At 62.3% G+C, this 14,796-nt stretch carries 15 protein-coding genes; 14 read left to right on the top strand and 1 reads right to left on the bottom strand.

All coding sequences use genetic code 11. The features are described from left to right. The first annotated feature begins 201 nt into the window (after positions 1-201). Genes fliL through flhB form a run of 8 tightly spaced genes read left to right on the top strand, consistent with a single transcriptional unit; the run spans position 202 to position 5,621 of the window. Positions 202-699 carry a flagellar basal body-associated protein FliL gene (gene fliL, locus ACPZMI_RS01940; protein WP_426351578.1) on the top strand — a complete coding sequence of 166 codons (498 nt, stop codon included), beginning with the start codon at positions 202-204 and terminating at the stop codon, positions 697-699. An 11-nt stretch (positions 700-710) separates the two neighbouring features. Further along, positions 711-1,679: a flagellar motor switch protein FliM gene (fliM, locus tag ACPZMI_RS01935; RefSeq protein ID WP_054891873.1), complete on the top strand. Its 969-nt coding sequence runs from the start codon at positions 711-713 to the stop codon at positions 1,677-1,679. A gap of 45 nt (positions 1,680-1,724) precedes the next feature. Further along, on the top strand, positions 1,725-2,192 hold the full coding sequence (gene fliN, locus ACPZMI_RS01930) for a flagellar motor switch protein FliN (protein ID WP_186666415.1): 468 nt from the start codon (positions 1,725-1,727) through the stop codon (positions 2,190-2,192). Continuing rightward, entirely contained in the window at positions 2,193-2,645 is a 453-nt protein-coding gene (gene fliO, locus ACPZMI_RS01925) for a flagellar biosynthetic protein FliO (protein ID WP_426351577.1), read from the top strand. Beyond that, positions 2,645-3,400, top strand: a complete 756-nt coding sequence (gene fliP / locus ACPZMI_RS01920; RefSeq protein WP_186666411.1) for a flagellar type III secretion system pore protein FliP — start codon at positions 2,645-2,647, stop codon at positions 3,398-3,400. The genes fliO and fliP overlap by 1 nt, the downstream gene beginning before the upstream one ends. A gap of 22 nt (positions 3,401-3,422) precedes the next feature. Then, on the top strand, positions 3,423-3,692 hold the full coding sequence (gene fliQ, locus ACPZMI_RS01915; RefSeq protein WP_054891869.1) for a flagellar biosynthesis protein FliQ: 270 nt from the start codon (positions 3,423-3,425) through the stop codon (positions 3,690-3,692). A 7-nt stretch (positions 3,693-3,699) separates the two neighbouring features. Then, the gene (gene fliR, locus ACPZMI_RS01910; protein WP_186666409.1) at positions 3,700-4,476 is read left to right on the top strand and encodes a flagellar biosynthetic protein FliR; all 777 of its coding nucleotides are present in this window, start codon (positions 3,700-3,702) and stop codon (positions 4,474-4,476) included. A 2-nt stretch (positions 4,477-4,478) separates the two neighbouring features. After that, positions 4,479-5,621, top strand: a complete 1,143-nt coding sequence (gene flhB, locus ACPZMI_RS01905; RefSeq protein WP_426351576.1) for a flagellar biosynthesis protein FlhB — start codon at positions 4,479-4,481, stop codon at positions 5,619-5,621. Positions 5,622-5,645: 24 nt separating this feature from the next. Here flhB and ACPZMI_RS01900 read toward each other — a convergent pair whose 3' ends face one another. Then, positions 5,646-8,531, bottom strand: coding sequence for an RHS repeat-associated core domain-containing protein (locus ACPZMI_RS01900; protein WP_426351575.1), 2,886 nt, complete (start codon positions 8,529-8,531; stop codon positions 5,646-5,648). A gap of 183 nt (positions 8,532-8,714) precedes the next feature. Between ACPZMI_RS01900 and flhA the strand changes: the two genes are divergently transcribed. The 6 genes from flhA to ACPZMI_RS01870 form a co-directional block, all read left to right on the top strand. Further along, positions 8,715-10,844, top strand: coding sequence for a flagellar biosynthesis protein FlhA (gene flhA, locus ACPZMI_RS01895; RefSeq protein ID WP_186666407.1), 2,130 nt, complete (start codon positions 8,715-8,717; stop codon positions 10,842-10,844). Positions 10,845-10,855: 11 nt separating this feature from the next. After that, positions 10,856-12,166 (top strand): flagellar biosynthesis GTPase FlhF, encoded by a 1,311-nt coding sequence (gene flhF / locus ACPZMI_RS01890; RefSeq protein WP_411382985.1) that lies wholly within the window; start codon positions 10,856-10,858, stop codon positions 12,164-12,166. Between the two features lie 75 nt (positions 12,167-12,241). Then, entirely contained in the window at positions 12,242-13,075 is an 834-nt protein-coding gene (gene fleN / locus ACPZMI_RS01885; RefSeq protein ID WP_016393812.1) for a flagellar synthesis regulator FleN, read from the top strand. Next, positions 13,072-13,812, top strand: coding sequence for an RNA polymerase sigma factor FliA (gene fliA / locus ACPZMI_RS01880; protein ID WP_411382984.1), 741 nt, complete (start codon positions 13,072-13,074; stop codon positions 13,810-13,812). Before fleN ends, fliA begins: the two co-directional genes overlap by 4 nt. 104 nt (positions 13,813-13,916) lie before the next feature. Further along, positions 13,917-14,291, top strand: a complete 375-nt coding sequence (locus ACPZMI_RS01875; protein WP_104881405.1) for a chemotaxis response regulator CheY — start codon at positions 13,917-13,919, stop codon at positions 14,289-14,291. A gap of 18 nt (positions 14,292-14,309) precedes the next feature. Beyond that, positions 14,310-14,796, top strand: a 487-nt coding sequence (locus ACPZMI_RS01870; RefSeq protein WP_426351574.1) for a protein phosphatase CheZ, incomplete at its 3' end; no start/stop codon positions are given.

Raw genomic sequence — 14,796 nt, 5'->3', positions numbered from 1 at the left:
AATCGAGAAACCAGCCCAACTTTTTGGGGGAGTGGTCTTGCCAGAAAAAAATACACCACGCTGCCTGGCACGGGCTACGCCCGTGTTCGCGGGCAAGCCCGCTCCTACCACCTCCTCAAGCCCCCTCGGCCAAATCTGGCATAACACTTGCTCAGCCACGTCATCCTTTCTTGAAACCCCGATGGACGACGGATTATTGGCATGGCGAAGAGCGACGCAGTCAAAGACCCCGCCACTAAAGGCAAACTGAAGATGATCCTGCTGCTGGTGCTGGCCCTGCTGCTGGCCGTGAGCCTGTCGGTTGGCGCCACCTGGTTCATCATGCACAAGAGCGAGCCTGCGCCTGCAGCCGATCCTGCCGTGGCCAGCGTCAAGCAAGCGGCGATCTACGAGCCCCTGGCGCCGGCCTTCGTGGTCAATTTCAACCAGAACGGCCGCCAGCGCTACATGCAGGTGAGTATCACCCTGCAGGGCCGCAACCAGGCTGACCTCGATGCGCTGAAGGTGCACATGCCGGTGATTCGCAACAATCTGGTGATGATGTTCTCCGGGCAAGGTTTCGACAGTCTGGCCAGCAGTGCCGTGGGCCAGGAAATGCTGCGCCAGAAGGCCACTGCGGTGGTCCAGGAAGTGGCGCAGAAGGAAGTCGGCAAGCCGGTCATCGACCAGTTGCTGTTCACCAATTTCGTATTGCAGTAGGAGCACACTCGATGGCCGTGCAGGACCTGCTGTCCCAGGATGAGATCGATGCCCTGCTGCATGGGGTCGACGATGGGCTGGTACAGACCGAGAGCGCTGCCGAGCCCGGTGGCGTCAAGAGCTACGACCTGACCAGCCAGGACCGGATCGTCCGCGGTCGCATGCCGACCCTGGAGATGATCAACGAGCGCTTCGCCCGTTACACCCGCATCAGCATGTTCAACCTGCTGCGTCGCTCCGCCGACGTGGCGGTGGGCGGTGTGCAGGTGATGAAGTTCGGCGAGTACGTGCATTCGCTGTACGTGCCGACCAGCCTCAACCTGGTCAAGATCAAGCCGCTGCGCGGCACCTCGCTGTTCATCCTCGACGCCAAGCTGGTGTTCAAGCTGGTGGACAACTTCTTCGGTGGCGACGGCCGTCACGCCAAGATCGAAGGCCGAGAGTTCACGCCGACCGAGCTGCGCGTGGTGCGCATGGTCCTGGACCAGTGCTTCGTCGACCTCAAGGAAGCCTGGCAAGCGATCATGCCGGTGAACTTCGAGTACATGAACTCCGAGGTCAACCCGGCCATGGCCAACATCGTCGGGCCCAGCGAGGCGGTGGTGGTCTCGACCTTCCACATCGAGCTCGATGGCGGCGGCGGCGACCTGCACGTGACCATGCCGTACTCGATGATCGAGCCGGTGCGCGAGATGCTCGATGCCGGTTTCCAGTCCGACCTGGACGATCAGGACGAGCGTTGGGTCAAGGCCCTGCGCGAGGACGTGCTGGACGTCAATGTGCCGCTCTCGGCCACCGTTGCCCGTCGTCAGCTCAAGCTGCGCGACATCCTGCACATGCAGCCGGGCGATGTGATTCCGGTAGAGCTGCCCGAACACCTGGTACTGCGCGCCAACGGCGTGCCGTCGTTCAAGGCGCGTCTGGGCTCGCACAAGGGCACCCTGTCGCTGCAGATCATCGACCCGATCGAGCGCCGCTGACGGCGAGCCGGTCGCACTAAGAATTGAAAGCCTGTCGAGGACTTTATGGCTAACGAAAACGAGATCACCTCCCCAGAGGAACAGGCCCTGGCCGATGAGTGGGCGGCAGCCCTGGAAGAAACCGGTGATGCGGGCCAGGCGGACATCGATGCGCTGCTGGCAGCCGACAGTGGCCGCTCCTCCGGCGCAGGTCGCCTGCCCATGGAAGAGTTCGCCAGTTCCCCGCGGCCGAGCGAGAACGTCGGCCTGGAAGGTCCGAACCTGGACGTGATCCTGGACATTCCAGTGAGCATCTCCATGGAAGTGGGCGCCACGGAAATCAGCATTCGCAACCTGCTGCAACTGAACCAGGGTTCGGTCATCGAGCTCGATCGCCTGGCCGGCGAGCCACTGGACGTACTGGTCAATGGCACGCTGATCGCCCATGGCGAAGTGGTGGTGGTCAACGAGAAGTTCGGCATCCGCCTGACCGACGTGATCAGCCCCAGCGAACGCATCAAGAAGCTGCGCTGAGTGAAGGGCCTGATACGCGGCGTCGCCGCCCTGGGCACATTGCTCGCCAGCGAGGTGGCGATCGCAGCGGCTGATCCCGCGCCGGTGCCGGCCAGCACGGCGACGCCGGGCGGCATGGGCGGGCAACTGGCGCAGATGGTATTTGGCCTGCTCGTGGTGGTGGGCGCCATCTTCCTGCTCGCCTGGCTGTTGCGCCGCCTGCAGGTGGCGCAGCCGCGCGGCGGGCAGGTGATCGAGATCGTCGGCAGCCGTGCCCTCGGCCCGCGCGACCGCCTGCTGCTGGTGCAGGTGGGCAAGGAGCAGATCCTGATCGGCCACAGCCCTGGCAGCATCGAAGCATTGCACGTCATGGCCGAGCCCGTGGAAGTGCCTGCCGGCGCGCGCCAGGCGGCACCGGAATTCGCCCAGCGGCTGCTCGAGCTGATGGGCAAGGACCAGAAGGACAAGAAGTGATGAGCGGCGCGCTGCGCTTACTGTTGACCCTGGCGCTGCTTCTGGCCGCGCCCGTGGCCCTGGCCGCCGATCCGTTGTCGATCCCGGCCATCACCCTGTCCAATGGGCCGAACGGCCAGCAGGAATATTCGGTCAGCCTGCAGATCCTGCTGATCATGACGGCGCTGAGCTTCATTCCAGCGTTCGTCATCCTGATGACCAGCTTCACCCGTATCATCATCGTCTTCTCCATCCTGCGCCAGGCCCTGGGCCTGCAGCAGACACCGTCGAACCAGTTGCTCACCGGCATGGCCCTGTTCCTGACCATGTTCATCATGGCGCCGGTGTTCGATCGGGTGAATCGTGATGCCTTGCAGCCCTACCTGAACGAGCAGATGACCGCCCAGCAGGCGATCGACAAGGCCCAGGGGCCGCTGAAGGACTTCATGCTGGCGCAGACCCGGCAAAGCGACCTGGACCTGTTCATGCGCCTGTCCAAGCGTACCGACATCGCCGGTCCCGACCAGGTGCCGCTGACCATTCTGGTGCCAGCCTTCGTCACCTCCGAGCTCAAGACCGCGTTCCAGATCGGTTTCATGATCTTCATCCCGTTCCTGATCATCGACATGGTGGTCGCCAGTGTGCTGATGGCGATGGGTATGATGATGCTGTCGCCGCTGATCATTTCGCTGCCGTTCAAGATCATGCTGTTCGTCCTGGTCGATGGCTGGGCGTTGATCATGGGTACGCTGGCCGGCAGTTTCGGCGGCGTCTGAGGCCGCTCAAGGAGAGTTTTCGATGACCCCGGAAGTAGCCGTCGACCTGTTTCGCGATGCGCTCTGGCTGACGGCCCTCATGGTGGCGGTGCTGGTGGTGCCCAGCCTGCTGGTCGGCCTGCTGGTGGCGATCTTCCAGGCGGCCACGCAGATCAACGAACAGACCCTGAGCTTCCTGCCGCGTCTGCTGGTGATGCTGATCACTCTGATCGTGGTCGGTCCGTGGCTGGTGCAGAAGTTCATGGAATACATGACCGGCCTGTACAGCGGCATTCCGCAGTTGATCGGATGATGAACCCATGCTCGAGCTGAGCGCCGCGCAGATCGGCACCTGGGTCGCCACTTTCATCCTGCCGCTGTTTCGCGTGGCAGCGGTGCTGATGACCATGCCGGTGTTCGGTACGCGCATGCTGCCGGCGCGGATCCGCCTGTACGTGGCGGTGGCGATCACCGTGGTGATCGTGCCGGGCCTGCCGCCGCTGCCCGAGTTCGAGCCGTTGAGCGTGCGCGGCGTGCTGCTGTGCGCCGAGCAGATCATCGTCGGTGCGCTGTTCGGGTTTTCGCTGCAGATGCTGTTCCAGGCCTTCGTCGTTGCCGGGCAGATCGTCGCCATCCAGCTGGGTATGGCGATGGCCTCGATGGTCGATCCGGCCAACGGCGTCAACGTGGCGGTGGTCGGGCAGTTCCTGACCATGCTGGTGAGTGTGCTGTTCCTGCTGATGAACGGCCACTTGGTGGTGATCGAGGTACTGACCGAAAGTTTCACCACGCTGCCGGTGGGCAATGCCCTGGTGGTCGCGCATTTCTGGGAGATCGCCGGGCGTCTGGGCTGGGTGCTGGGTGCGGGCCTGGTGTTGATCCTGCCGGTCATCGCAGCGCTGCTGGTGATCAACATTGCCTTCGGTGTGATGACCCGCGCCGCACCTCAGTTGAACATCTTCTCCATTGGTTTCCCGCTGACCCTGGTGCTAGGGCTGGCCATCTTCTGGGTCGGCCTTGCCGACATCCTCTCGCATTATCAGCAGCTGGCCAGCGAGGCCTTGCAGTGGCTGCGTGAACTGGCACGGGCGCCCTGAGCATGGCAGAGAGCGAGAGCGGTCAGGACAAGACAGAGGAACCCACCGAGAAGCGCAAGCGCGACGCACGGGAAAAGGGTGACATCGCCCGTTCCAAAGAGCTCAACACCTTCGCTGTGACCCTGGGCGGTGCCGGTGCCTTGTTGGCCTTCGGTGGACACCTTGCCGAAACCCTGATGACGCTGATGCGCGTGAACTTCACCCTGTCGCGCGAAGTGATAGTCGACGAGCGGGCCATGGGTGCCTTCCTGATGGCCTCGGGCAAGATGGCCATCTGGGCCACCCAGCCGGTGCTGGTGTTGCTGTTCGTCGTATCGTTCGTGGCCCCGATCGCCTTGGGAGGCTTTCTGTTTTCCGGCTCCTTGCTGCAGCCCAAGTTCAGCCGGATGAACCCGCTGTCCGGGATCAAGCGCATGTTCTCGCTGAACTCGCTGACCGAACTGCTCAAGGCGGTGGCCAAGTTCTTCCTGGTGCTGGTGGTGGCGCTGGTGGTGCTGGCCAACGACCGCGAGGCGCTGATGGCGATTGCCAAGGAGCCGCTCGAGCAGGCGATCATCCACAGCGTGCAGGTGGTGGGCTGGAGCGCCTTGTGGATGGCGGCGGGTCTGCTGCTGATCGCCATCGTCGATGTGCCGTTCCAGCTCTGGCAGACGCACAAGAAGCTGAAGATGACCAAGCAGGAAGTGCGCGACGAATACAAGGATACCGAGGGCAAGCCGGAGGTGAAGCAGCGCATTCGCCAACTGCAGCGCGAGGCGTCGCAGCGCAGGATGATGGCGGCGGTGCCCGAGGCCGATGTGATCATCACCAACCCGACGCACTATGCCGTGGCGCTCAAGTACGACCCGGAGAAGGGCGGTGCGGCGCCGTTGCTGTTGGCCAAGGGCACTGACTTTTTGGCCTTGAAGATCCGCGAGATCGGCCAGGAGCACAAGGTACAGATCCTAGAATCGCCGGCGCTGGCGCGGGCGATCTACTACTCCACGGAGCTTGAGCACGAGATTCCGGCCGGGCTGTACCTGGCAGTGGCGCAGGTGCTGGCGTACGTGTTCCAGATTCGCCAGTACCGCTCGGGCAAGGGCAAGCCGCCCGAGCCGCTGAAGAAGGATTTGCCGATTCCGCCGGACCTGCAGCGCGACAGTTGATGGGGTTGCCTGCCATTGGTATGACTACAGGGCCCGAGGTCGTACTTTCCTCTGATGCAACTGCTCAAGCGCGCTTGAACTCATGTAATCAAAAACGTCCGCCTGTCCCTTCAACAGGTAAAACGGCACGCCTGCCTGTCGCGCAATGCCCTGAGCATGGGTTTCAGCGAGAGCTGCATTATCTTTTGGAGTCAGTGCTTCGCTTCCGGCAGGTGGTACTGCCATTGCGTATGGGTTGTGCGGAGTGGTTATCAGAAAATAACCAACTATCCTGACTTCTCCCGTTACGGGTAATCCTTTTGTGACATTCACAGATGGTCGAGTCGCGATGATCAGTTCATTTCTGGTCTGATCGGTACGTCGGATAATTTCTTCAGGGGTGGATTGGCGATGTTGGTGGTGTGAAATCTCGCGGGCCAGCATGCCGTTGCGCTCCACTGATGAGGCATTCGAGAGTCTGGATCGCTCCGCTTGTCTGTCTGCGGTTCTTACCAGATAGTCGACGCGATCAGTTCTACCGACATTGAGCTCGCTCATGAGGTCTTCGTGATGAGCGGCCAGAATGTTTTGTGGCGGCACGGCAAGGATTGCCCCGAACGACCGATAGGTGAAGCTTTTGCTTTCGGTTATCAGGCTGGCTGACACGGCGTCCCAGCTTTTCAGTTGTTCGTTGGCGTCTTTAGAAAAAATACCTGTGCGGTTGATGAGGTGTTCGACAGGGGCGGTGTGGACAATGAACCTGTACTTTTGTGGTGTCGGGGCATCGGGCATGGGGGATCGAGAAAAATCCCATGGCTGCGGCGTGTCGGGGCTATCCATTCGCGAGGTGTCGGAAGGGCTTAGGCCATCGGCATCCCTGTAGGTGATAGGGTTGTTCCGCGCCATTCTGAAGAGATTCAGGCCATCTATCGTACCTGCCGGGTCTGCGCTGAGCCAGCGTCCTGCCCAAAGCTGATAATAACGGTATCCATAGTAGTAAAGCCCCGTTGCGTCCCGCTCCTTGCCCGAATAACGGATGGTTTTATAGTCGGCCTCCAGGCTGTTGCGTGCCAAAAAGGTTGCCGTTCCGCCGTACGGATAGTATCCCTCGCGGCTGATGATGTTGCCGCTATCATCCAGCTCCAGTGTGCTATTGCCGGCCAGGTCTTGGTAGCTCCAGCGCACTTGATTGTTTTCGATACCCGACGGCTTGCCGTTTTCCCAGTGTAGTGCGTGTGCCTGCGTGCGAGCCGACGTCAGTGCACGAATGACGTGCAGGTTCTCTTTTGCGCTCTCGTTGTCGTTGAAGGAGCGTAATTCCAGTGTGGGTAAATAGAGTACCTGTCGCGCTTGCGTGCTGCCCCGGACCTTTTGTGTGGAGAGCTTCATCAGGCGCTGGCCGCTGCTGTCATAGCGGTAGAACTCCTGGTCATCTTCGCTTCCATCACGCACTACCGGCGCCACTTTCAGTAGTTCGTTGCGAAGTGTCCAGGTCAGATGCTGGCCTGGTTGTAACCATCGTTGCTGGCCGCCTGCCAGGAACAGTGTCTCAACGGTTTCAGGGTCGCTGGTCAATGAGTCAGGCACGCCTCGATTGCTGCGATTGCTCAGGGTTATATCTATCGTGTACTGATTTCCTGTAAATGCAGCGAAGTGACGTATCTGTGTCAGGTTGCCAGCGCTATCGTAGGTGTATAGGCGGGTATAGTTGGTGAGGGGCGAATTGTCCGCGGGGGTGGGTAGCGCGGCGTTCGGCATGCGGCTGCCCTGACGTCCAGCGCTGGCCTGTTCGCGGCCGGTGGCGCGAACCAGTTGATACAGGCTGTCATAGGTGTAGCGGTCCTCAGGGGTTATTACCTGATTTCGCCAGAAGTGGGTTTCGTCGGTGGCATGCTGGCAATTCAACACATTTCCAGCCGGGTCATAGGTGTAGCGCAGATCTTGCAGCTTTGCCGTGGCGTTGTGCTTTTTGCCTGGGCGCTCTGTCTTTATGCCAATCACGCGTTGCGTCTGGGGAGCATAAGTGTAGGTGGTCACTGTGCCGTTGCCATGTTCCTCGAGCAGTGTCAGGCCATTGGCCGAGTAGGTGCACGCCTTGACGATGGCGCGCTCGGCCTGATCCTTGAGTATGAGCTGGCTGTGGGATGGCGTGCCTGACACGTCGTAGGCCGAGTTTTGGGCATTGCCCAGGGTGTCCATTGTCCTCAGCAATGACGCAGTGGCATCCACGGTGTACAGAGTGGAAAACCGCTCTGTCGCCAATTGCTCATCCCAGAGGCGAGCGTCCTCTCCATGCCAATCGGCCTCGAAGTCGGGTTGTTCTGCATGTGTCGGTAGCCGTCGGGACACGCAAAGTGGTACTCCGGTGAGGCTGATGCTTTCAGTCTGAGCCAGGCCTGCCGTTTCGTAGTGCCTAATGCAGTGTCCGGCCACATTCAAGTCCTGCTCTTCAGTTCGGTAACCGGCATATACAAAGCGTTCGGCGATGCGAGCCGTATCGCCAGCGGCGTGCTCTTCCACGCTGAGAGGGCGCCCGGGCAACTGTGCTTCTTCATAGCGCCAGGTGCGTAACTGGCGTTGACTTCCATCTTTAATGTCGCCGGTGGGCGTGCGGATGTTGTTGATCGTGATGAGTGGTCGGCCGACATTGTCTGTCAAGGCGGCCGTCGTGCCTGCGTCGACGTTGGCACTCAGAAGGATGGCACCAGTGATGCTGGCTACTTGTTCAAGGTTGACCAGACCGGTTTTTCCCAGGCGGGGGTCGGCACTGCGCAGTAGGAAACCGCGTCGGTCGAATTGATGCCGGATAATGCGTTCATGACAGTTCGCTGGCGTATCAGGGTGGCGATGGTACTCGACTTCTCTGACCGGGAGGCCTCGATTGTCAAGTACGGTGACTGAGGGCGTATTTATGAACAGTTGGGCGCTCATTGAGGTACCTAGCTGCGGATTGGGTGCCGATCCGGTCAGTCGGTGTTTTGGTGCAGACTAGCAGAGAGGAGTCTCCAGGCTCGTCAGCGGCATGTGGGTGATCGAGAAAAGTTGGAAAGCTTCTTGCAAAGCCACGCCCAAGCGCCGTCCAGGCGTCAAAGTTTTGCTTGAAGAGGATACCCGGTGGATCGCGCTCAGTTAATCAGCAACGCCCGTAACAACCTGGCCGGTCTCGGTCGGGGGAACCTGGGTGTGCCGCTGTTGCTGCTGGTGATGCTGGCAATGATGATGTTGCCCATCCCGCCGTTCCTGCTCGATGTGTTCTTCACCTTCAACATCGCGCTGTCGATCGTGGTCCTGCTGGTCTGCGTCTACGCCCTGCGCCCACTGGATTTCGCCGCCTTCCCGACCATCCTGCTGGTGGCGACGCTGCTGCGCCTGGCGCTCAACGTCGCCTCGACTCGCGTGGTCATGCTCCACGGCCAGGAGGGCCACGGAGCGGCGGGCAAGGTGATCCAGGCCTTCGGTGAGGTTGTGATCGGCGGCAACTACGTGGTCGGTGCGGTGGTGTTCGCCATCCTCATGATCATCAACTTCGTCGTGGTGACCAAGGGTGCCGGGCGTATCTCCGAGGTGAGCGCGCGCTTCACCCTCGACGCCATGCCCGGCAAGCAGATGGCGATCGACGCCGACCTCAACGCCGGCTTGATCGACCAGGCCCAGGCCAAGGCGCGTCGCGCCGAGGTGGCCCAGGAGGCCGAGTTCTACGGTTCGATGGACGGTGCCAGCAAGTTCGTGCGTGGCGACGCCATCGCCGGCCTGCTGATCCTGTTCATCAACCTTATCGGCGGCATGCTCATCGGCATGCTGCAGCATGGCATGACCTTCAGCGACGCCGGCAAGGTGTACGCTTTGTTGACCATCGGTGACGGTTTGGTGGCGCAGTTGCCCTCGCTGCTGCTGTCCACTGCGGCCGCGATCATGGTCACCCGCGCCTCGGGCTCCGAGGACATGGGCAAGCTTATCAACCGGCAGATGTTCGATTCGCCCAAGGCGCTGGCCGTTTCCGGCGCGCTGATGGTGGTGATGGGGCTGGTGCCGGGGATGCCGCACATCGCCTTCCTCAGCCTCGGCCTGATGGCCGGCGGTGGCGCCTACCTGGTGTGGAAGAAACAGCAGAAGGCCAAGCTCTTGGCCGTGCAGGAAGCGCAGCGCCAACAGGATCTGCTGCCATCGCCGCAGCGCGCCATGGAAACCAAGGAGCTGGGCTGGGACGACGTGACCCCGATCGACATGATCGGCCTGGAAGTCGGCTATCGCCTGATTCCGCTGGTCGACCGCAACCAGGGCGGCCAGTTGCTGGCGCGGATCAAGGGCGTGCGCAAGAAGCTCTCGCAAGACCTGGGCTTTCTCATGCCCACCGTGCACATTCGCGACAACCTCGACCTGCAGCCCAGTGCCTATCGCCTGACGCTGATGGGGGTGATCCTGGCCGAGGCCGAGATCTACCCGGACCGCGAGCTTGCGATCAACCCTGGGCAGGTGTTCGGCACCCTCAATGGTATCGCCGCGCGCGACCCGGCCTTTGGCCTGGAGGCGGTGTGGATCGATGTGGCCCAGCGCGCCCAGGCGCAGTCCTTGGGGTACACGGTGGTCGATGCCAGCACCGTGGTCGCCACTCACCTCAACCAGATTCTGCAGAAGCACTGCCACGAGCTGATCGGCCATGAAGAGGTTCAGCAGTTGCTGCAGGTGCTGTCCAAGGCATCGCCGAAACTTGCCGAGGAATTGGTGCCGGGTGTCATTTCCTTGTCGGGGTTGCTCAAGGTCCTGCAGGCCCTGCTTGCCGAGCAGGTGCCCGTGCGTGACATCCGCAGCATTGCCGAGGCCATCGCCAACAATGCCGCCAAGAGTCAAGATACCGCCGCGTTGGTGGCTTCGGTGCGGGTCGGCTTGTCCCGCGCCATCGTGCAAAGCATTGTCGGCGTTGAGTCCGAGCTGCCTGTGATCACCCTTGAACCAAGGTTGGAACAGATCTTGCTCAATAGTTTGCAAAGGGCCGGGCAGGGTCAGGAAGACGGTGTTCTTCTTGAACCGAGCATGGCCGAGAAGTTGCAGCGTTCGCTGATCGAGGCGGCGCAGCGCCAGGAGATGCAAGGCCAGCCGGCCATCCTCCTGGTCGCCGGCCCGATCCGTGCCATGCTGTCGAGATTCGGTCGTCTGGCCGTGCCCAACCTGCATGTGCTGGCGTACCAGGAAATACCGGACAACAAGCAAGTCACCATCGTTGCCACCGTGGGCCCTAATGGCTGAGGTAGTGGGTTATGCAAGTTAAGCGTTTTTTCGCCGCCGATATGCGTCAGGCCATGAAACTGGTCCGTGATGAGCTTGGCGCCGATGCCGCGATCATCGGCAACCGGCGTATCGCCGGCGGTGTCGAACTGACGGCCGCGCTGGACTACAAGCTGTCCGCCCTGGCCCCACGCGTGCCGAATGTCGAGCTCGAGGACGAGCTGCGCAAGACCCATTCGCGCATCGCCACCGCCCAGGCCGAGCTGGACGGGCGTGGTGACGCCGAGCTCGGCAACCGGCAACTGTTTGCCGGCCTGTCGCTGACCGCGTCCGAGCCACTGGTCGAGCCGCATGTGGAAGCGCCGGTGCCTGCGCCGGCCCCGGCAGCTCCGGCGGTGGACAAGCGCGTATTCGATGCCATGCGTTCGGAGCTTTCGGGCCTGCGCGAGCTGCTCGAAGTGCAGCTCGGCTCGCTTGCCTGGGGCCAGTTGCAGGGCAGCAAGCCGCAGCAGGCCAACCTCTGGCGTCGCTTGCAGCGCCTGGGCCTGTCTGGCCCGATCGCCCGTGAACTGCTCGACCTGGCCGGTGAAATCGAAGACCCGCGCCAGGCCTGGCGCATGGTCCTGGCGCACCTGGCGCGCCTGATCGAGGTGCCTGAGGTCGAGCCGATCGAGGAGGGCGGGGTCATCGCCATGGTCGGCCCGGCCGGCATGGGCAAGACCACCACCCTGGCCAAGCTTGCGGCACGCTACGTGCTCAAGTACGGCTCGCAGCACCTGGCGCTGGTGAGCATGGACAGCTATCGCATCGGTGCCCAGGAGCAGCTCAAGACCCTCGGGCGCATCCTCAATGTGCCGGTGACCTATGTCGATCCGGGCCAGTCGCTGGCCCAGGCCCTGGAACCACTGCTGCGCAAGCGGGTGGTGCTGATCGACACCGCGGGCCTTCAGGCCAGCGATCCGGCCCTGCGCATGCAGCTCGAGTCGCTCGCCAGCCGCGGCATCGCCGCCAAGAACTACCTGGTACTGGCCACCACCAGCCAGAAGCAGGTGCTGACCGCCGCCTATCACAGCTACAAGCGCTGTGGCCTGGCCGGTTGCATCCTGACCAAGCTCGATGAAACGGGCAGCCTCGGCGAAGTGCTGAGCCTGGCCATCAGTCACGAACTGCCCGTGGCCTATCTCACCGATGGTCCGCGCATTCCGGACGACCTGCAGTTGCCGCGCAAGCACCAGTTGGTGAGCCGTGCGGTCAGCGTGCAGTTGCAGGAAGAGCCCAGCGAAGAGGCCATGGCCGACATGTTCGCTGATCTCTACCACAATCCCGATAAGCGGGCGGGTTGAAGATGAACGGCGCAGGGGGTCGACAGCGGCCCTTCAAGTGGGCGGGTCCCACGCGAGACAAGGTAAAGAACAGACATGGGTAGCATGCATCCCGTACAGGTGATCGCCGTCACCGGTGGCAAAGGTGGCGTCGGCAAGACCAACGTTTCAGTGAACCTGTCCCTGGCGCTGGCCGAACTCGGCCGCCGGGTCATGCTGCTGGACGCCGACCTGGGTCTGGCCAACGTCGACGTGCTGCTGGGGCTGACCCCCAAACGTACCCTGGCCGACGTCATCGAAGGACGCTGCGAGCTGCGCGACGTGCTGCTGCAGGGGCCGGGCGGCGTACGCATCGTGCCGGCGGCTTCGGGCACCCAGAGCATGGTGCACCTGGCGCCGGCCCAGCATGCCGGGCTGATCCAGGCGTTCAGCGAGATCGGCGACAACCTCGACGTATTGGTGATCGACACCGCTGCGGGTATCGGTGACTCGGTGGTCAGTTTTGTCCGCGCCGCGCAGGAGGTGCTGCTGGTGGTGTGCGACGAGCCTACCTCGATCACCGATGCCTACGCCCTGATCAAGTTGCTCAACCGCGATTACGGCATGAATCGCTTCCGCGTCCTGGCCAACATGGCGCAGAGCCCGCAGGAAGGGCGCAACCTGTTCGCCAAGCTGACCAAGGTCACTGACCGCTTCCTCGACGTGGCCCTGCAGTACGTCGGCGCCGTGCCCTACGACGAGTGCGTGCGCAAGGCGGTGCAGAAGCAGCGCGCAGTGTACGAGGCCTTCCCGCGCTCCAAGTGCGCCCTGGCCTTCAAGGCCATTGCGCAGAAGGTCGACAGCTGGCCGCTGCCGGCCAACCCGCGTGGGCACCTGGAGTTCTTCGTCGAGCGCCTGGTGCAGCCTACCAGTGCGGGGCCGGTGCTATGAACGCGAGCGGATTCAAGATGTACAGCAAGGCGTCCAAGGACGCCCAGTACGAGCTGGTCGAGCGCTATGCCCCGCTGGTCAAGCGCATCGCCTACCACCTGTTGGCGCGCCTGCCGGCCAACGTGCAGGTCGAGGACCTGATCCAGGCCGGCATGATCGGCCTGCTGGAAGTGGCCAACAAGTACGACGCCAGCAAAGGCGCGAGCTTCGAGACCTATGCCGGCATCCGCATCCGTGGCGCCATGCTCGACGAGGTGCGCAAGGGCGATTGGGCGCCGCGTTCGGTGCACCGCAACACGCGCATGGTCAGTGACGCGATTCGCGCCGTCGAAGCAAGAACCGGTCGTGACGCTAAAGATCACGAGGTTGCTGCCGAACTCCAATTGGGTCTCGACGATTATTACGGGATTCTGAACGATACCTTGGGCAGCCGCCTGTTCAGTTTCGACGACCTGCTGCAGGACGGCGAACACGAAGGGCTGCACGAGGACGGTGCCAGCGGCCAGGTCGAGCCGTGGCGGGATCTGGAAGACGAACGCTTCCAGGCCGCACTGACCGACGCGATCGCCAACCTGCCGGAGCGCGAGCGCCTGGTCCTGGCGCTGTACTACGACGAAGAGTTGAACCTCAAGGAAATCGGGGAAGTGCTGGGGGTCAGCGAGTCGCGTGTCAGCCAGTTGCACAGCCAGTGCGCAGCGCGTCTGCGCAGCCGGTTGGGTGAATGGCGGGCACGGTGAACCCGGGTTCGATGCAGTCGTTTTACGTGGTGCCGAATTGATTGAGCGCGCGCTTGCCAGACGAGCGCGTTTAAGACTGCTTGGAGGTCTAATTGAACAAAGATATGAAAATCCTCATCGTTGACGACTTCTCGACGATGCGGCGGATCATCAAGAACCTGTTGCGTGATCTGGGCTTCACCAACACCGACGAGGCCGACGATGGCACCACGGCCCTGCCGATGCTCGAAAGCGGTCATTACGACTTCCTGGTGACCGACTGGAACATGCCCGGCATGTCCGGTATCGACCTGCTGCGCAAGGTACGTGCCCACGACCGTCTCAAGGGCATGCCGGTGCTGATGGTGACCGCCGAGGCCAAGCGCGACCAGATCATCGAAGCGGCCCAGGCCGGCGTCAACGGCTACGTGGTCAAGCCTTTCACCGCGCAGGTACTCAAAGAAAAGATCGAGAAGATCTTCGAACGCGTCAACGGCTGAGCCATGTCTGGGGGCGCTATGGAATCAAGAAACGATTCTCTGGGGGAGTTCGAGTCGACCCTGAAGAAGCACGCCGAGCAGCTGGTGCAAAGCCTGGAGCGCGGCCAGTTCGGCGAGGCGGTGCAGCTGATCCACCAGCTCAACCAGACCCGTGACCGTGGCCTTTACCAGGAGGTCGGCAAGCTCACACGCGAGCTGCACAGCGCCATCGTCAGTTTCCAGATCGATCCGCGCATGCCGCAGGCCGAGGAAGTGTCGCAGATCACCGACGCCACCGAACGGCTGTCCTACGTGGTCCGGCTGACCGAGAACGCGGCCAATCGCACCATGGACCTGGTCGAGCAGAGCACGCCGGTGCTCAACGACCTGGCGAGCGAGGCCCAGACCTTGTCCGTCGACTGGCAGCGCTTCATGCGTCGCGAGGTGGCGGCGCCGGAGTTTCGTGAGCTGGTCAAGCGCGTCGACAGTTTCCTGACGCACAGCGCCGAAGGTAACCGCAAGGTGG

It is taken from the genome of Pseudomonas wayambapalatensis (assembly GCF_049942315.1).
GTDB lineage: Bacteria > Pseudomonadota > Gammaproteobacteria > Pseudomonadales > Pseudomonadaceae > Aquipseudomonas > Aquipseudomonas wayambapalatensis.
Note: the sequence above shows the minus strand (reverse complement) of the source record. Positions and strands in the feature narration are given on the sequence as shown.